14 protein-coding genes and 1 pseudogene are annotated in these 17,118 nt (G+C 71.5%); 7 read left to right on the top strand and 8 right to left on the bottom strand.

Translation table 11 applies throughout. The features are described from left to right. Positions 1 to 108 precede the first annotated feature (108 nt). The 7 genes from AB0912_RS18440 to AB0912_RS18410 all read right to left on the bottom strand — a co-directional run bounded on the left by AB0912_RS18440 (position 109) and on the right by AB0912_RS18410 (position 8,963). Complete coding sequence (locus AB0912_RS18440; protein ID WP_366700874.1) at positions 109 to 1,659, bottom strand: GMC family oxidoreductase N-terminal domain-containing protein; 1,551 nt, start codon at positions 1,657 to 1,659, stop codon at positions 109 to 111. A 90-nt stretch (positions 1,660 to 1,749) separates the two neighbouring features. Then, positions 1,750 to 2,880 carry an aromatic ring-hydroxylating dioxygenase subunit alpha gene (locus AB0912_RS18435; RefSeq protein WP_366701026.1) on the bottom strand — a complete coding sequence of 377 codons (1,131 nt, stop codon included), beginning with the start codon at positions 2,878 to 2,880 and terminating at the stop codon, positions 1,750 to 1,752. A 53-nt stretch (positions 2,881 to 2,933) separates the two neighbouring features. Continuing rightward, the gene (gene solA / locus AB0912_RS18430; RefSeq protein ID WP_366700872.1) at positions 2,934 to 4,091 is read right to left on the bottom strand and encodes an N-methyl-L-tryptophan oxidase; all 1,158 of its coding nucleotides are present in this window, start codon (positions 4,089 to 4,091) and stop codon (positions 2,934 to 2,936) included. 49 nt (positions 4,092 to 4,140) lie between these two features. Beyond that, entirely contained in the window at positions 4,141 to 6,603 is a 2,463-nt protein-coding gene (locus AB0912_RS18425) for an FAD-dependent oxidoreductase (protein WP_366700870.1), read from the bottom strand. A 33-nt stretch (positions 6,604 to 6,636) separates the two neighbouring features. Beyond that, positions 6,637 to 6,822, bottom strand: a complete 186-nt coding sequence (locus AB0912_RS18420; RefSeq protein ID WP_366700868.1) for a hypothetical protein — start codon at positions 6,820 to 6,822, stop codon at positions 6,637 to 6,639. Beyond that, positions 6,819 to 7,904 (bottom strand): S-(hydroxymethyl)mycothiol dehydrogenase, encoded by a 1,086-nt coding sequence (locus AB0912_RS18415; RefSeq protein ID WP_366700866.1) that lies wholly within the window; start codon positions 7,902 to 7,904, stop codon positions 6,819 to 6,821. The genes AB0912_RS18420 and AB0912_RS18415 overlap by 4 nt, the downstream gene beginning before the upstream one ends. Before the next feature lie 237 nt (positions 7,905 to 8,141). Beyond that, positions 8,142 to 8,963 (bottom strand): IclR family transcriptional regulator, encoded by an 822-nt coding sequence (locus tag AB0912_RS18410; protein ID WP_366700864.1) that lies wholly within the window; start codon positions 8,961 to 8,963, stop codon positions 8,142 to 8,144. Positions 8,964 to 9,175: 212 nt separating this feature from the next. On the opposite strand from AB0912_RS18410, the gene AB0912_RS18405 reads away from it, so the two are divergent. Both AB0912_RS18405 and AB0912_RS18400 read left to right on the top strand, forming a co-directional pair. Then, a complete protein-coding gene (locus tag AB0912_RS18405; protein WP_366700862.1) occupies positions 9,176 to 9,496 on the top strand; it encodes a bifunctional 3-phenylpropionate/cinnamic acid dioxygenase ferredoxin subunit in 321 nt (106 codons plus the stop codon). A gap of 112 nt (positions 9,497 to 9,608) precedes the next feature. Then, a complete protein-coding gene (locus AB0912_RS18400; RefSeq protein ID WP_366700860.1) occupies positions 9,609 to 10,805 on the top strand; it encodes an FAD-dependent oxidoreductase in 1,197 nt (398 codons plus the stop codon). 18 nt (positions 10,806 to 10,823) lie between these two features. On the opposite strand, the gene AB0912_RS18395 is transcribed toward AB0912_RS18400, so the two are convergent. Further along, positions 10,824 to 11,468 carry a hypothetical protein gene (locus tag AB0912_RS18395; RefSeq protein WP_366700858.1) on the bottom strand — a complete coding sequence of 215 codons (645 nt, stop codon included), beginning with the start codon at positions 11,466 to 11,468 and terminating at the stop codon, positions 10,824 to 10,826. A 424-nt stretch (positions 11,469 to 11,892) separates the two neighbouring features. Here AB0912_RS18395 and AB0912_RS18390 point away from each other — a divergent pair, with 424 nt between their 5' ends. From AB0912_RS18390 to AB0912_RS18370, 5 genes and pseudogenes are all read left to right on the top strand, one after another. Then, the gene (locus tag AB0912_RS18390) at positions 11,893 to 14,883 is read left to right on the top strand and encodes a nitrate- and nitrite sensing domain-containing protein (RefSeq protein ID WP_366700856.1); all 2,991 of its coding nucleotides are present in this window, start codon (positions 11,893 to 11,895) and stop codon (positions 14,881 to 14,883) included. Continuing rightward, positions 14,880 to 15,320, top strand: a complete 441-nt coding sequence (locus tag AB0912_RS18385) for a roadblock/LC7 domain-containing protein (protein WP_366700854.1) — start codon at positions 14,880 to 14,882, stop codon at positions 15,318 to 15,320. The genes AB0912_RS18390 and AB0912_RS18385 overlap by 4 nt, the downstream gene beginning before the upstream one ends. A gap of 9 nt (positions 15,321 to 15,329) precedes the next feature. Then, positions 15,330 to 15,737, top strand: coding sequence for a DUF742 domain-containing protein (locus AB0912_RS18380; RefSeq protein ID WP_366700852.1), 408 nt, complete (start codon positions 15,330 to 15,332; stop codon positions 15,735 to 15,737). Between the two features lie 164 nt (positions 15,738 to 15,901). Further along, positions 15,902 to 16,417, top strand: a pseudogene (locus AB0912_RS18375) (hydantoinase B/oxoprolinase family protein); the annotation flags it as partial. After that, the gene (locus AB0912_RS18370) at positions 16,398 to 17,003 is read left to right on the top strand and encodes an ATP/GTP-binding protein (RefSeq protein WP_366700850.1); all 606 of its coding nucleotides are present in this window, start codon (positions 16,398 to 16,400) and stop codon (positions 17,001 to 17,003) included. The pseudogene AB0912_RS18375 and the gene AB0912_RS18370, both read left to right, overlap by 20 nt. The last annotated feature ends 115 nt before the right edge of the window (positions 17,004 to 17,118 follow it).

The following is a 17,118-nucleotide window of genomic DNA, read 5'->3' as shown; positions in this document are numbered from 1 at the left end:
GTCCGACAAGGGGCCGGTCAGTCCCCTGGGCAGGCGCGAGCCCGCGAGAGCCTGGGACACCATCCGGGGGGCAGCTCCCGGAGTCTGCGTCGCGTTCTTACGAGGCGGTCAGGCGTCCTCCTTCACCAGGTCGGCGCACTTCTCGCCGATCGCCATCGTCGTGATGCACGGGTTCACCGAGATCAGATCCGGCATCACCGAACCGTCCGCGACCCGCAGACCCTCGACCCCCTTGACCCGCAGCCGCGCGTCGAGCGGGGCCGACGGGTCGTCGTCCGCACCCATCTTCACCGTGCAGGACGGGTGGTAGACGGTGTTGTGCGTCTTGCGGATGTAGTCCAGCAGCTCGTCGTCGGAGCGGACGTCCGGTCCCGGGGCCAGCTCGGCGCCCGCCCAGCCGCCGAGCGCCGGCCGGGCGACGATCCGCCGCGCCAGCTTCAGCCCGTACGTCATCACGCGCACATCGTGCTCGTGCGTGAAGTAGCGCGGGTCGACCATCGGCTTGTCCCGGTAGTCACGGGTCCGCAGCCGCACGGTGCCGCGTGATCTCGCGCGGGTCACGTTCGGGGTGAGGCAGAACGCGTTCTCCGAGGTCGGGAAACCGTGCCGGACCGTGTTCATGTCGAACGGCACGGAGCCGTAGTGGAACATCAGGTCCGGCCGGTCCAGGCCCGGTTCGGTGTCGTAGAAGATCCCCGCCTCCCACCACTGGCTGGAGGTGGCGGGCATGGGCTGCCGGGCCTCCCACATGATGACGCCCTCGGGATGGTCCTGGAGGTTCTCGCCGACCCCCGCCGCGTCGACGACCACCTCGACACCGACCTCGCGCAGATGCCCGGCCGGTCCGATCCCCGACAGCATGAGCAGCTTCGGGGAGTCGATGGAACCGCAGGACACGATCACCTCACGGCGTGCGCGGACCGTCCGGGTGCGGACGAGACCCGGGTCGAGGTACTCGGCGCCGACACACCTGCGCCCCTCCAGGAGCAGCTTCTTCGCCCGCACCCCCGTGCGTATCGCGAGGTTCGGCCGCTTGCCCATGACCGGGTGGAGATAGGCGACCGACGAGGACTGCCGGATGTTGTTCTCGTCGGAGTTGATCTGGAACCAGTTGGCTCCCCGGACCACCGTCCTCCCGCTGTTGAACGGGGTGGCCGGGATGCCTTCCTCCGCGCACGCCTCCAGCAGGGCCGCACCGCACGGGTCCTCGCCCTTGAGCGTGCGCAGCTTCACCGGGCCGGTGCGGCCGTGGTGGTCGCCGGGGGCGTCGTTCGACTCCAGCCGCCGGTAGAGCGGGAAGAGATCGGCCGAGCCCCAGCCCGTACAGCCCGCGGCGGCCCAGTCGTCCAGGTCCTCGGCCGGAGCCCAGAAGGCGATGCACGAGTTGTGCGACGAGCAGCCGCCCAGCACCTTGGCCCGGGCGTGCCGCATGAAACTGTTGCCGGCCGCTTGCGGTTCGACCGGGTAGTCCCAGTCGTAGCCGGACTCCAGCAGGCCCATCCAGCGGTCCAGTCGCAGGACGTCCTCGTCCCCGACGTCACTGGGACCGGCCTCCAGCACGCACACGGTGACGGACGGATCCTCCGACAGCCGGGCCGCGACCACATTGCCCGCGGTGCCCCCGCCGACCACCACATAGTCGAACTCGTCCACGCTCATGCGACGCCGCCCTCCTTCGGCCGGCCGTCGACAACCCCCGGCCGCAACGGTGACCGGAGCCGCCGGGGGAGCGGCCGGCCCGTCCTCCGGTCAGGCATCGGTACCTCCCAGCCGGCCCGTCAACCACGAGTGGAACGCGCCGATGTGATGCTCCGTCGGAACCAGCACACCTCCGTCGCGATAGGCCCGGGACGCCATCGCGGGCTGAGTGCGCTCGCAGGCCGCGAAGTCCTGCTCGTTCACCCGGTGGAACAGCTCCACCGACTTGGACAGGTCCGCGCCCGACTCGACCACCTCGGGGGCGTAGAGCCAGTCGCACTCGACGAGCGTGCGGTCCTCGGCGAGCGGGAACATGCGGTGCAGGATGACGTGGTCCGGGACCAGGTTGACGAAGACCGTCGGTTTCACCGTGATCGCGTAGTAACGGCGGTCCTGCTCGTCCGCCACCTCGGGCAGCCGGGCGAACCCCTCGCTGCCGTCCACGGTGAACCCCTTGACCTCCTCGCCGAACGCGGCGCCATGCCCCACGTAGTACTGGGCGGCATACCCCTCGGCGAACTCCGGCAGCACATCGGTCAGTTCGGGATGGATCGTCGCGCAGTGATAGCACTCCATGAAGTTCTCGACGATCAGCTTCCAGTTCGCCCGCACGTCGTAGGTGACGCGCCGGCCGAGCGCGAGGTGCTCGGTGCCGTAGTGCTCGATGGCTGCGGCCGTGCCGAGCCGCTCCACGGCCGCGCCCACGACGGAATCCTCGAACGAGGGCGGTTCCGCCGCCAGACACACCCAGGCATAGCCCAGCCACTCGCGCAGCGCGACTTTGACCAGGCCGTACGCGTCACGGTCGACGTCCGGCATCTTCACCAGGTTGGGGGCGGCCACCAGTCTGCCGTCGAGGTCGTACGTCCAGGCGTGGTAGGGACATTGGAGGTTGCGCCGCACCTCGCCGGACTCCTGCGTGCACAGGCGGGCGCCCCGGTGCCGGCAGATGTTGAGGAACGCGCGCAGCTCGCCCGTGCGGGAGCGGGTCACCAGCACGCTCTCGCGGCCGACCTGCACCGTGCGGAAGGCTCCCGGCCGGGCGAGGTCGCCGGAGCGGACCGCGCAGAACCACATCGACTCGAAGAGCCGCTCCTGCTCCTGGCGGAAGATCTCCGGGTCCGTGTAGTAGCGCCCGGGGAGGGTGGCGATGAGGGACGGGGGCAGTGGAGACGGGGGCAGCGACGGGGGCAGCGGGGACGGGGAGGCGGGGATCGTCGTCACGGGCGGGCTCCTCAGGCGGGCGCGGTGGCGAGGCGGTGGGGATCGAACAGGCCGATGGGGTGCTCCGTCGTGCCCTCCAGGGCGAGGTCGGCGAGGATCTCGCCGACGACCGGCACGAACTTGAAGCCGTGCCCGGAGAACCCGCAGGCCACCGTGACCGACTCCGGATGGGCGGGATGGCGGGCTATGACGAAGTGTTCGTCGGGCGTGTTGGAGTACATGCAGGTGGATGCCTTGAGGAAGGTGCCGGGCAGATCGGGGATGTGGCGCGCCGTCTGGTCCGCCATGGCCCGGATCTCGTCCTCGCGCACCGTCCGGTCGATGTCCTCAGGGGTGCATTCGACGCCGCCCTGGCGGAAGAAGGCGACCTTGGCGCCCAGCTCCGGTCCGTCGATGGCGGGGAAGCCGTAGACCTGGACGCCCGCCTCGTCCTCCCAGATGTAGATCGGGTGCTTCTCGGGCACGAACGGCGCGGTGCCGCCGCGCGGCTGGAACCAGTACATGACCTGGCGCTCGATCCGGAACGGCACCCCGAGATCCGAAAGCAGCCTCGGGGCCCAGGCACCCGGGCAGATGACCAACTGGCCCGCCGTGTACGTGTTCTCGGCGGTGTGCACCCGCACGCCGTCCCGGACCGGCTCCCAGCGGGTCATCGGCTCCTCGAAGCGCAGGTCGGCGCCCTGCCGGGTGGCGAGCTGAAGGTGCGCGGCGACCGTGTTCTCCGGGCGGACGAGTCCCGCGCGGGCCTCGAACAGCGCCACTTCGTCGTCACGCGGGTTCAGCGTCGGGAAGCGGCGGCGGATCTCCGCCGCGTCCAGCATCTCGTGGGGCAGGTCCCACTGCCGCGCCGACAGGACCGAACCCGCGACGGTCCGCGAATCGGGCGGCCCGACCATCAGGCCGCCGCAGAGGGTGGCGATGTCACGGCCGGTGGCCCGCTCCAGGTCCTCGTACAGCTCATAGGCGCGCAGCAGCAGCGGCACGTACGCCGGGTCCTCGAAGTAGGACTGGCGGGTGATGCGTGAACCGCCGTGACTGGAGCCCCGGTTGTGCACCGGGCCGAACTTCTCCAGACCGAGCACACGGGCGCCGCGGGCCGACAGATGGTGGGCGGCGGCACTGCCCATACCGCCGAGACCGATCACGATGACGTCGTAGGTGGGGGACACGGGGCCTCCTCATGCCTTGCGTTTTCCGGCTGTTGTCTCTCCATCGGATTCAACGGCGGATTCGGTTCATTTCCGGATCGAAGAGCGGTTCGTCGCGGACGGTCGCGGGGATCTTCTCGCCGAAGTAGTCGACGTGGACCCCCGTCCCGGCGGGGAGCACGGGCAGCCAGGCGTAGGCGACGCAGCGGCCCAGCGTGTAGCCGTACGAGGCGCTGGTGACGTATCCGGCCGGGGTGCCGTCGACGTGCACGGGTTCCTTGCCGAGGACTACGGCGGCGGGGTCGTCGAGGAGGAGCGCGGTGAGCCGGCGGTCCGGCGCTCTCCCGGCGAGGTCCCGCAGGGCGTCCTGGCCGACGAAGCCGTCCTTGTCCATGCGGACGGCGAAGCCGAGCCCCGCCTCGAACGGGTTGTGCTCGTCGGTCATGTCGGTGCCCCAGGCCCGGTACCCCTTCTCCAGGCGCAGCGAGTTGAAGGCGGAACGCCCGGCGGCGATCACCCCGTGCGGCCGGCCCGCCTCCCACAGGGTGTCCCAGAGGCGGAGTCCCAGGTCGGCCGTGGTGTACAGCTCCCAGCCGAGTTCTCCGACATAGCTCAGCCGCATCGCGGTGACGGGGACATGGCCGATGTAGGTCTCCTTGGCGCGGAAGTAGCCGAAGCCCTCGTGCGAGAAGTCGTCCCGTGTCAGCGGCTGCACGAGGTCGCGGGCGAGCGGCCCCCACACTCCGACGCAGCAGGTGCCGGACGTGATGTCCCTGATGTGCACGTCCTGCGGGGCGTGGCGCAGCAGGTGGTCCAAGTCGGCGGGGGAGTTGGCGCCGACCTGGAAGCGGTCGGGGGCCAGCCGGGCGACGGTGAGGTCGGAACGCACGCCTCCCGACGCGTCGAGGAGCAGGGTGTAGATGACCGCGCCGGGCTTCTTGCGGAGGTTGTTGGAGGTCATGCGCTGGAGGAAGGAGAGGGCGCCCAGTCCTGAGACGTCGAGCCGGCGCAGCGGGGTCATGTCGTAGAGGGCGACCTTCTCCCGGGTGGCCCGGGCCTCCGCCGCGGCGATGGGCGACCAGTGGCGGGCCGACCAGGCGTCGCGCCCGGGAAGCGGGCCGAGGGCGTCGACCAGCGGGGCGTTCGCCTCGTACCAGTGCGGGCGCTCCCAGCCGCCGGCCTCCAGGAAGTGCGCGCCGAGCTGCTGTTGCCGGGCGTGGAAGGGGCTGACGCGCAGGGGGCGCGGGTGCTCCATCGGCTGGAGGGGGTGCAGGATGTCGTACACCTCGACGAACTGCTGTGAACCGCGTTCACGCACATACGCGGGTGAACGCTGCGCCTCCTCGAATCGCGTGAGGTCGCACTCGTGCAGGTCGACGGAGGCGCGCCCGTCGACCATCCACTCGGCGACGGCCTTCGCCACACCGGCCGAGTGGGTGACCCAGACGGCCTCCGCCAGCCAGAACCCGCGCAGCTGCCGGGACTCGCCGAGTACGGGCATGCCGTCCGGAGTGAAGGAGAAGACCCCGTTGAACCCCTCCTCGATCTCCGTCTCGCGCAGATTGGGCATCAGCCGGCGGCACTCCTCCCAGCTCGGCTCCCAGTCCTCCTCGGTGAACGGGTACGAGGACGGCATCGTCATGCCACGCGCGCGTGCCGTGTCGTAGGGGAGGACCGCGAACGGGTCGACCGGCAGCGGCCGGTGGGCGTAGCTGCCGATGCCGAGGCGGTCGTGGTGCTCCCGGAAGTAAAGGTCGCGGTCCTGGAACCGGAGGATGGGCCTCGACGCCTCCGACTCCGCCCCGGCCAGGCCGGGCAGCGGGCGTGTCCGCACGTACTGGTGGGCGAGCGGTTGCAGGGGTACGTCGATCCCGGCCATGCGGCCGATGACGGGACCCCAGAAGCCGGCCGCGGAGACGACGTGGTCGGCGGGGAACAGGCCCCGGTCGGTGACGACCCCGGTGACCCTGCCGTCCGCCCGTTCGATCCCGGTGACCGTGTGCCGGTCGAGGAAACGGGCGCCCCGCTCGGTGGCGCGGTCCAACTGGGCGCGGGCCGCGAGGACGGCGCGGGCGAGCCCGTCGTCCGGGGTGTGGAAACCGCCGAGTACGGCCGAACGGTCGATGAGCGGCCAGAGTTCCCGGCAGCGGTCGGCGCCGACGATCTCGCCCCGGACGCCCCAGGCGGTGGCGTAACCGGCCCTGCGGTGCAGATCGGCCAGCCGCTCTGGCGCGGTGGCGAGTTCGAGACCGCCCACCCGCTGGAAGCAGGAGACTCCGGCCACCTGGAGCGAGGAGAACTTCTCGACCGTGTACCGCGCGAACGCGGTGAGGGTCTTGGAGGGGCTGGTCTGGAACACCAGTCCCGGCGCGTGCGAGGTGGAGCCGCCCGGCGCGGGCAGCGGTCCCTGCTCGAGAACGGTGACGTCGGTCCAGCCGCGGGCGGTCAGCTCGTCGGCGAGGGAGCAGCCGACGATGCCGGCGCCGATGACGACGACACGGGGACGGGATCGGGGTGCGGGAGTGCTGGACATGCCCCTCCTTGCCGGGTGGGGGAGTTGGAGCGTTCAGCGGGTCGCGGGGTGGAACTGCTCGCTGGTGGCGCTGGTGGCGCTGGTGGCGCTGGTGGCGGCGGTCGCAGCGGGGGTGGTGGGGGTGGTGGCGGCAGCGGTGGCGGCGGTCGCCGCGATGGCGGCAGCAGCGGTGGGGTGACGGCGTCGGGACCCTCGGGGCCCGTTCCGCGTGCTCCTCACAGGACCACCACGGACCGGAGCACCTCGCCCCGCCGCATCTTGGCGAACGCCTCCTCGACCTGGTCGAGCGAGATCGTCTCGCTCACGAACGCGTTGAGGTCGAGCAGCCCGTACAGGTACTGGTCGATGAGGAACGGGAAGTCGCGGCTGGGCAGACAGTCCCCGTACCAGGAGGACTTCAGGGCGCCGCCGCGCGAGAACAGGTCGATCAGCGGCAGGTCCACCGTCATCCCGGGGTCGGGCACGCCGACCTGGACGAGCACACCGGCGTGGTCGCGCATGTAGAAGGCCTGCTTGTACGTCTCCGGGCGGCCCACCGCGTCGATGGCGACGTCGACCCCGAAGCCGTCGGTCAGCGCCCGGACCGCTTCGACCGGGTCGGTTCCCCGCGAGTTGACCGTGTGGGTGGCGCCGAACCGCTCCGCCAGGTCCAGCTTCTTGTCGTCGATGTCCACGGCGATCACCTTCATCGCGCCGTTCAGGCAGGCGCCCGCGATCGCCGCGTTGCCCACCCCACCGCAGCCGATCACGGCGACGCTGTCACCGCGCCCCACGTTGCCGGTGTTGACGGCCGCGCCGTATCCGGCCATCACCCCACAGCCGATCAGCCCCGCCGCCTCCGGCCGGGCCGCCGGATTCACCTTCACCGCCTGCCCGGCGGCGACCACGGTCTTCTCGGCGAACGCGCCGATCCCGAGGGCGTTGCTCAGCGGGGTGCCGTCGAGGAGGGTCATGGGCTGGGCGGCGTTGCGCGAGTCGAAGCAGTACCAGGGCCGGCCGCGACGACAGGAGCGACACGTTCCGCACGGGGCGCGCCAGGCGAGGACCACGTAGTCGCCGGGCGTCAGATCGGTGACACCGGCGCCGACCGCCGCGACCGTCCCGGCGGCCTCATGCCCCAGCAGGAACGGGAACTCGTCGTTGATCGCGCCTTCCCGGTAGTGCAGATCCGTGTGGCAGACCCCGCAGGCCTGAACATCGACAAGCACCTCGCCCGGCCCCGGGTCCGGAACGACGATCGTCCGCACCTCCACGGGGGCGCCCCTCTTCACAGCGACTACGGCACGGACCTCGTGGGGCACGACAGGCTCCTCTGCTGTTGCGCATTGCACGATGGGTTGCGCGATGAGGAACATCTTGAGAATGCCGTCAGGGGGCCGTCAAGAGGCGGGAGTTAACCCTTGGCAAAAGGAACGGGAGCCCCGAAACGCGACGGACACACAACGACGCGGGGCCGGATTTCCGGCCCCGCGTCAGTGATCCACCGGCCTGGGTGGGAGGCCGAGGCGGGGGAGGCCGACCCCCGCCGCCTCAGAGCCTCAGAAGCCGTATCCCATCCGCCGGGACAGCTCGGCGCCCGCGGCCACCACCCGCTTCGAAAGCTCCGGCAGCCGGTCCGCGTTCATCCGGTACACCGGCCCGGACACGCTGATCGCGGCGATCACCTTGCCGTCGTGCGCCCGCACCGGCGCCGCCACCGCGGCGAGCCCCAGCTCCAGTTCCTCCAGCGTGATGCCGTACCCCTGCTCGATCACGGCCTCCAACTCGCCGCGCAGCGTGGACGGTCCGGTGATCGTGCGCTCCGTGAAACGCGGCAGCGTCCGCGCCAGCAGGCCTTCGCGCAAGGTCGGCGGCATGTGCGCGAGCAGCACCTTGCCGCTGGACGTCGCGTGCAGCGGGGTGCGTCTGCCCAGCCAGTTCTGCGCCGTGACCGAGGCGGTGCCGCGGGCCTGCATGATGTTGACCGCGGCGTCGTCGTCCAGCACCGCGATGTTGACCGTCTCGCCCAGCTCGTCGGCGAGTTCGCGGCACACCGGCACCCCCTCCTGGGAGATGTCGAGGCGCACCGCCGCAGCGCCGGCGAGCCGCAGCACGGCGGCTCCGAGGTAGTACTTCCCCCGGTCCTTGGCCTGCGTGACCAGGCCCCGGTTCTCCAGGACGCCGAGCAGCCGGAACGCGGTGGACTTGTGCACGTCCAGTTCCTCGGCGATCTCGGTGACGCCCGCCTCGCCGAGCCGGGCCAGGATCTCCAGCACGCTCACGGCGCGGTCCACCGACTGGACGGCGCTGCCGGCACTCCGGCCGCTCTGCTTCCCGGAGGTGTCCTCGGTGCGTTCAGGCTGCTTCTGCGTGCGGGTCATAGGTCAACTCTCACCACCTGACGGCCCGGTTTGGGCCGCATCTGCGGGAAGCCCTTGACGTGACGGGACACCCGCGCGGATTCTGTTGCGCACAGCGCTCTGTCGTGCGCCATGCGAAACATCATGTTACCGAAGCGTCCGGAACCGGGAAGGTTCCCGACGCCCCTGGACCTGAGAGGTCGCGGACGAACGTCCGGACCAGAGGGGGGCCCATGATTCCCGTCTGCCGCCTGGAAGACCTCCCCGCCGGTGAATCCGTCCGCGTCGGGACCACGCCACCGGTCGCCGTGTTCAACGCCGACGGTGAGCTGTACGCCATCGACGACACCTGCACCCACCAGGACGCCTCCCTCTCGGACGGCTGGCTGGAGGGCTGCCTGATCGAATGCCCCCTGCACGCGGCTTCGTTCGACCTCCGCACCGGCCAGCCCACGTGCCTTCCCGCCCGCCGGCCGGTCCGCACGCACCGCGTCACCGTGGACGACGGCATCATTCACGTCCACCTCGCCGCGGAGGAGGGCACCGCCGCATGAAGGCCGGACCTCGCGCCCGTTCCCGAGGTGGCCCGGCCCAGGCGCGGGCCGAGGGTGACCGCCTCCCGCAGGAACCCCTCGACGGCAGGAACCCTGTATGCAGGCGGCCCACATGAGGACTGTGACCGTCGTGGGCGCCTCCCTCGCCGGTCTGTACGCGGCCCGCACACTGCGCGCTCAGGGCTTCGACGGCCGACTCGTGATCGTCGGCGACGAACCCCACCTCCCCTACGACAGACCTCCCCTCTCCAAGGACTTCCTCACCGGCCGCACCGGCGAGCCACAACTCGCTCTCACCGACGCCGAGGAGAGCGCCGAAATCGACGCCGAATGGCTTCTCGGCGTCCGCGCCGACGGGCTCGACACCCGAAGCCGCACCGTCGTCCTCGCCGACGGCCGCACCGTCGCGACCGACGGACTGGTCATCGCCACGGGCGCCGCCGCCCGACGCCTTCCCGGTGACGCCCTCCGCGGCGTACACACCCTGCGCACCCTCGAGGACGCCCGCGCCCTGCGCGCCGAACTCACCGCAGGGCCACGCCGCGTGGTGGTCATCGGGGGCGGCTTCATCGGTGCCGAGACCGCGTCCTCGTGCAGGCTCCTCGGCCATGACGTCACGGTGGTCGAGGCCGCCCCGCTGCCGCTCGTCCCGCACCTCGGCACGAACATGGCCGCCGTCTGCGCCGCCCTCCACCGCCGCGCCGGCGTCGAACTCGTGACCGGGGCAGCCGTCGCCGGGTTCCGGAGGAGCGGGACCAACCCCGCGAGCGTCGCCGCGGTGGAACTCCGCGACGGCCGTGCACTGCCCGCCGACGTCGTGGTCGTCGGGGTCGGTGCCGTCCCCAACACCGAGTGGCTGGCCGGCTCGGGGCTTGCCGTCCGGGACGGTGTGGTCTGCGACGCCGGCTGCGTGACCGCCCTCCCGAACGTGGTCGCCGTCGGCGATGTCGCCCGGGTGGACGGCAGCCGCGCCGAACACTGGACCTCCGCGACCGAGCAACCCCACGCCGCCGTCGCCAACCTGCTCGCCGGCCGGACCATCGAGACCGCGCAATCCCTGCCCTACTTCTGGTCCGACCAGTACGGGGCACGGATCCAGTTCGCGGGACGGCGTCAGCCGCAGGACACGGTCCGGATCGTCGAGGGCGACCTCCACGACGGCGCACCGGCGGACGGCGGCTTCCTCGCTGTCTACGAGCGCGACCACCGTGCGACAGCGGTCCTCGCCGTCGACCGGCCTCGCCCCTTCACCCGTGCCCGCCGCCAACTGGCCCTCGACGCCGACCGGATGGAGCCGGCGCCACGCTGAGCGCCGGCCGTGGCCTCGCTACGAGTGCGACAGCCGCCCGGCACCGCCGCGCCTGCGTATCCGCTCCTGTGCCCGCGCCGAGACCCGCGCGTGACGCCTGGCCTTACGACGCTCCCGCCGGAGCGCCCGCGCCGTGCTGCTCGGTTCCGACACGACACCGTGCCGCTGGTTCCACACCTGCCGGGTCACCCAGACGTCCAGGGCCGCCCAGGTGGCCACGACCGTGCTTGCCACGCTGCTCAGAACCATCGGGAACGCCAGCCAGGACCCCGTCACCGTGCACAGGAAGGCGACGACCGCCTGCATCAGCGTCACCGAGATGATGAGCACCGCCCGCACCGCCGATGTCCGCACCGGATCCGGCAGCCGCCGCTTGCGCGCGGGCTCCTCGATCCACAGCGGCCGGTAGTAGGCCCGCTCCTCGTCCCGCTCGTGTTCGTACGTGTCCGTGACGGCGCCCTTCTCGTCGGCCCGGCCGTGCCGTTGGCCGGCCGCGTACCGGGCACTCGCCCGGTCCCGCTCATCCGCCGCCGCTCGCGGCCGGTCCCGCTGATCACGCCCAGCCGTCGGTATGCCGCGCTCCGGTGCCCGCGTCGCGGGTCGCGCCGCCTCACGCGGCGCCACCTCTGCCTCCAGTGTCCCGCTCCGCTCCGCCGTGCCCATCAACTCGTCACTCCCCACCGCCCGGCAGCCATCCCACACGGATGTCGTGCAACACCCGCTCCCCAGTGGCTGCCCGGCTTGCGTCCTTTTACGCCGCCTGAGTGCGGCATGCGGAGCCTGTGGCCGATTCCACCCTCAACTCCCCTACGGAAAGACGAACGACCTGCGCCGAAGATTCCCGGCGATCGAAGAAATCCGGCCAACTGACCAAGTTCATTCCTTCGTTGTGATCCCGCCCCACCTGCCTGAAACGGGGAGGCAATCTCCCCCAATGAACGGACAACTCCCCATGTCTGGTTCCCAGTCGGGGCCGGAGCGGGTGTGGACAGGCCTTCGAGTTACCTGTGTGTCAGTAGTAGGCTCACGCCGTTTGTTGACGCACAGGTGTACCCCCCGAACCGGAGGGGTCGAGCTGGGGGAGGCCATGCGCTTTCGCGGGAAGTCCATCCGCCGGAAGATCGTGGCGCTGCTCCTCGTGCCTCTGGTGTCTTTGACCGCGATCTGGGCCTTCACCACCGTCCTCACCGGTCGCGAGGCGAGCCGGCTGTTCAGCGTGTCCGACATCGTGGAGAAGATCGGGTACCCGACCGAGGACGCCGTCAGAGTCCTCCAGCAGGAACGCCGCCAGACCCTCGTCTACCTGGCCGACCCCCGCGCCTCCGACGGCCTCGCCGCGCTCAAGCGGAGCCGCACCGCCACCGACCGCGTCGTGGCCAAGGTCCGCGCGAACTCCCGGGACAAGGACGTCCGCGACAAGCTCAACCACGGCACCTCCGAACGCCTCGCCTCCCTCCTCGACGCCGCCGACGGCATCGACTCACTGCGCCGCAGCGTCGAGGACGGCACCGTCAACCGCTCGCAGGCCCTCGACCTGTACAACCGGCTGATCGACCCCTGCTACGTCCTGATGGCCAACCTCCACGTGGTGGACGACGTGGAGGTCGACAAAGAGGGCCGCGCCCTCGTCAACGTGGCCCGCGCACGCGAACTGCTCTCCCGCGAGGACGCCCTCCTCGGCTCCGCGCTGGTCTCCGGCCGCACCACCCGCGACGAACTGCGCGACATCTCCGACCTCATCGCCCAGCGCACCCTCCTCTACGACGTCAGCCTGCCGCTCCTGCCCTCCTCGGAACGCGAACGCTACGAGCGCTTCTGGAAGAACGCCGACACCGCACCCCTGCGCGTGGCCGAACAGGCCGTCGTCACCTCCGGGAACGGCACCCCGCGCGGAGTCACCGCGAAGAGCTGGGACCGCGCCGCCGGCCACGTCCTCAAGGAACTGGGCGCCCTCGACGACCAGACCGGCGACCGCTACCAGGACCGCGTCAAGCCCGTGGCGATGGGCGTCATCCTCCAGGCGGTCGTCGCCGGAGTGCTCGGTCTCATCGCCCTGCTCGTCTCCATCGTCATGTCCGTCCGCATCGGCCGCGGCCTCATCCGCGACCTGCGACGACTGCGACTGGAGGCCCACGAGGCGTCCGGAGTCCGGCTGCCCAGCGTCATGCGCCGCCTCTCCGCCGGCGAAAAGGTCGACGTCGAGACCGAGGTGCCGCGCCTGGAGTACGACCGCAACGAGATCGGCGAGGTCGGCCAGGCACTCAACACCCTTCAGCGCGCGGCCGTCGAGGCAGCCGTCAAGCAGTCCGAACTGCGCGAGGGCGTCTCCGAGGTCTTCGTCAATCTCGCCCGCCGCAGCCAGGTACTCCTCCACAAGCAGCTCACCCTGCTCGACACCATGGAGCGCAGGACCGAGGACACCGACGAGCTGGCCGACCTGTTCCGCCTCGACCACCTGACCACCCGTATGCGCCGGCACGCGGAGGGCCTGGTCATCCTGTCCGGTGCCGCGCCCTCCCGGCAGTGGCGCAAGCCGGTCCAGCTCATGGACATCGTCCGCGCCGCCGTCGCCGAGGTCGAGGACTACGAGCGCATCGAGGTGCGCCGACTGCCCCGGGTCGCCGTCACCGGACCCGCGGTCGCCGACCTCACGCATCTCGTCGCCGAACTGCTGGAGAACGCCACGGTGTTCTCGCCCCCGCACACCGCTGTCCACGTCGTCGGCGAGCGGGTCGCCAACGGCTTCACCCTGGAGATCCACGACCGGGGCCTCGGCATGGCCGCCGAGGCGCTGCTCGACGCGAACCTGCGTCTCGCGGAGACCCCGGAGTTCGAGCTCTCCGACACCGACCGGCTCGGACTCTTCGTGGTCAGCCGGCTCGCCCAGCGGCAGAACGTCCGCGTCTCCCTCCAGCCGTCCCCGTACGGCGGAACCACCGCGGTCGTCCTCATCCCGGACTCCCTGCTCACCGACGACGTCCCGGACACCAACGGCATGGGCTTCCGGCTCGACCGCGCGCTGCCCACCAAGGAGGGCGAGACCGGGCAGAGCCGTACCGCGGCCCTCTCCCAGAAGCCGGTGCGGCTGCCGGGACTGCCCGCGTCGATCCTGGACGGTCCGGTCGAACTGGAAGCGCCCGTCGAACTCGACACGATCACCGGATTCCCGGGCGCGCTCGGCGACGACGACAGCGAACGCGGTGGCCTCTTCCGCCCGCGCACCTCCATCGCCGGCGTCCCCGCGGACCACCACCAGCAGGCCCGGGAGGGCAGCGACGAGCCCGCACGGGCGGGTGACGCCGACCGGCCCGCCACCGGCCCCGTCCCGCTGCCGAGGCGCCGGACGCCCAAGCTCGTCAGCTCCCACGGACGGCCCGTCGCGCCGACGCGCTCGCTGCGAGCCGAGAGCCAGGACGACAGGTCCGACGGCGCGGGCAGGTCCGGCAGCTCCACCGGGTCCGACGGCATCGAGCCCGCGCCGGACCTGGAGCCGGTGCGCGGCAGGAACACGGCCACCGCCCGGGGAGCCACGGACGGCGCGGACCGCCCGGACCGGCGCCCCGCCGACTTCGAGGGCACCAAACCGCTGCCCCGGCGACGCGGTGACCGACCCACCGGTCCGGCCCGGCGCGGTGACCAGCGCTCCGGCACCCCCGGCCCGCACACGGCACCCGACCTCCGTGAGGCTCCCGGGCAGAGTGACGCGGCCGGCCTCCGCGATACCCCGGCCCTGCCCCAGCGCACCCGCGACACCTCCCCGTCGCCGCGCCCCGACAACACTCCGCCCCGCTCCTACCGGGACAGGGAGGAGCCGGGCGCCGGTACGAATCCGCTGCCCCGGCGGGTCCGGCAGGCGAACCTGGCACCGCAGTTGAAGGACGGCCCCGCGCGGCTCGCCGATCGCGACACCCTCCGCGACAGCGGGGGAGCGGACCCCACCGAACGGGACGCCGACGAAGTACGCAGCCGCATGGCCTCCCTCCAGCGAGGCTGGCAGCGCGGCCGCGAGGAGAACGCCGTGGGCGACCAGGCCCAGGACGGCTCAGCACGACGAACGACAAAGGGGGACGGTCGATGACCGCACCGAAGGCCGCAGGAACCACCGCGACCAGTAGTGGGACCGGGGATCTGAACTGGCTGCTCGACGAACTCGTGGACCGCGTCGCCAGCATCCGCAAGGCGATCGTGCTCTCCGGCGACGGACTTCCCACCGGGGCCTCCAAGGACCTCACCCGGGAGGACAGCGAACACCTCGCCGCTGTCGCGTCCGGCTTCCACAGCCTCGCCAAGGGCGTGGGCCGGCACTTCGAGGCGGGCAGCGTCCGGCAGACCGTCGTGGAACTCGACGAGGCGTTTCTCTTCGTCACCGCCGCGGGCGACGGCAGTTGCCTCGCCGTCCTCGCCGACGCCGACTCGGACGTGGGCCAGGTCGCGTACGAGATGACACTTCTCGTCAAGCGGGTCGGCGCACATCTGGCCGCCGCTCCGCGCACCGATCTGCCCGCCGGTGGGTAGTGGGATGACATGAGCGGAGACGGTCAGGGAAACGGCCAGGACGCACGCCACTGGTTCGACGACGAAGCCGGACCGGTGGTTCGTCCGTACGCCATGACACGCGGCCGCACCACCAGCGCGGCCCAGCACCGCCTCGACCTGATCGCGTTGGTGATCGCCGAGCAGCACGCCGAGGACCCCGAGGCGGACCACTCGCTGTCCCCGGAGCACGTGGAGATCGTCGAACTCTGCCGCGACGCGCCCCAGTCCGTCGCCGAACTCGCCGCCGAGCTGGACCTGCCCATCGGCGTGGTGCGGGTGCTCATCGGGGACCTCGTCGCCGACGACATGGTGCACGTGACACGTCCCGTACCCCCTGCCGAGCTGCCGGACGAGAGTATTCTGCGCGACGTGATCAGCGGCCTCCGGGCGCTCTGAGCCGGGCGGAAGCGGGGAACAGACGTGACAGGCTGGCAGTGCTGGGGTCGACCGGGGCGGAACGTTCACCGACGTCGTCGCGCGGCGCCCCGACGGCCGGCCCCTCACCCACAAACTCCTCTCGGACAACCCGTCCCGCTACGCCGACGCCGCCGTGGCGGGCATCCGTGAACAACGTGACCTCCGGCAACGAGCGGCACCAGTACTACGAGACCGTGGCCACCGAGTCGGGCGCGGGGGAGGGCTTCCAGGGCGCCCCCGTCGTACAGACCCACGGGAGCAACTCACGGCTCACCGATCCCGAGGTCCTGGAGTGGCGACTGCCCGTCCTGCTGGACGAGTTCGCCCTCCGGCACGGCAGCGGCGGAGCCGGACAGAGGCGCGGCGGCGACGGCGCCGTCCGCCGTGTCCGCTTCCGCGAGCCGATGACCGTCTCGACACTCTCCCAGCACCGCAGGGTCCCGCCGTACGGCATGGCCGGCGGAGAGGCCGGCGCGCTCGGCACCAACCGAGTCGAACACGCCGACGGCGCGGTCACCGACCTCGGTGGCAGCGCTTCGGCGGACGTCGGCCCGGACGACGTCCTCGTCATCGAAACCCCCGGCGGCGGAGGCTACGGACCACCGCCGCCCGACCAACACCCAGCAGGAGAAGAGAACGATGATCTTCGGGCGTACTGAGCGCGGCAAGCCCCCGGTCGAGCCCGTCACGCTCAAGATCCTGGTGGCCGGGGGCTTCGGCGTGGGCAAGACGACCCTCGTCGGCGCGGTCAGCGAGATCAAACCGCTGCGCACCGAGGAACTCCTCACCGAGGCAGGCCGGCCCGTGGACGACCTCAGCGGAGTCGAGGGCAAACACACCACCACGGTGGCCATGGACTTCGGCCGCATCACCCTCCGCGAGGACCTGGTCCTCTACCTGTTCGGCACCCCGGGTCAGGACCGCTTCTGGTTCCTCTGGGACGAACTCGCCACCGGGGCCCTGGGCGCCGTCGTCCTGGCGGACACCCGCCGCCTGGAGGACTGTTTCGCCGCCGTCGACTACTTCGAGCGCCGCTCCATACCCTTCGTCGTGGGGGTCAACTGCTTCGACGGCGCCGCCCGTTACCCCACAGACACCGTCCGGCAGGCACTCGACCTCGACCCCGGTGTCCCCGTCGTGCTGTGCGACGCGCGGGACCGGGAGACCGTCAAGGAAGTCCTCATCCGCGTCGTCCAGCACGCCATGGCCCGCGCCGCCGACCGCCGCGCCGCCGTGACCACCTGACGCGCGCTCGCAGTCGCGACGCACCGGTGCGGCCCGTACCCCCGCCGACAGGGGTACGAGCCGCGGTCGGCCACGCGCGCGTGGCTCACCCGAGGGGCACGCACGCGTGGAGCCC

The organism is Streptomyces sp. NPDC007084, assembly GCF_040703595.1.
Lineage (GTDB): Bacteria > Actinomycetota > Actinomycetes > Streptomycetales > Streptomycetaceae > Streptomyces.
This window is presented reverse-complemented; position numbering and strand designations above follow the sequence as displayed.

Bases quoted from the DNA above. Each gene is read 5' to 3' on its own strand.
- AB0912_RS18400 (WP_366700860.1), top strand. From the start codon at position 9,609: ATGAGGACTGTGACCGTCGTGGGCGCCTCCCTCGCCGGTCTGTACGCG.
- AB0912_RS18440 (WP_366700874.1), bottom strand. From the start codon at position 1,659: ATGAGCGTGGACGAGTTCGACTATGTGGTGGTCGGCGGGGGCACCGCG.
- AB0912_RS18380 (WP_366700852.1), top strand. From the start codon at position 15,330: ATGAGCGGAGACGGTCAGGGAAACGGCCAGGACGCACGCCACTGGTTC.
- AB0912_RS18390 (WP_366700856.1), top strand. From the start codon at position 11,893: ATGCGCTTTCGCGGGAAGTCCATCCGCCGGAAGATCGTGGCGCTGCTC.
- AB0912_RS18425 (WP_366700870.1), bottom strand. From the start codon at position 6,603: ATGTCCAGCACTCCCGCACCCCGATCCCGTCCCCGTGTCGTCGTCATC.
- AB0912_RS18405 (WP_366700862.1), top strand. From the start codon at position 9,176: ATGATTCCCGTCTGCCGCCTGGAAGACCTCCCCGCCGGTGAATCCGTC.
- AB0912_RS18370 (WP_366700850.1), top strand. From the start codon at position 16,398: ATGATCTTCGGGCGTACTGAGCGCGGCAAGCCCCCGGTCGAGCCCGTC.
- AB0912_RS18385 (WP_366700854.1), top strand. From the start codon at position 14,880: ATGACCGCACCGAAGGCCGCAGGAACCACCGCGACCAGTAGTGGGACC.
- AB0912_RS18395 (WP_366700858.1), bottom strand. From the start codon at position 11,468: ATGGGCACGGCGGAGCGGAGCGGGACACTGGAGGCAGAGGTGGCGCCG.
- AB0912_RS18410 (WP_366700864.1), bottom strand. From the start codon at position 8,963: ATGACCCGCACGCAGAAGCAGCCTGAACGCACCGAGGACACCTCCGGG.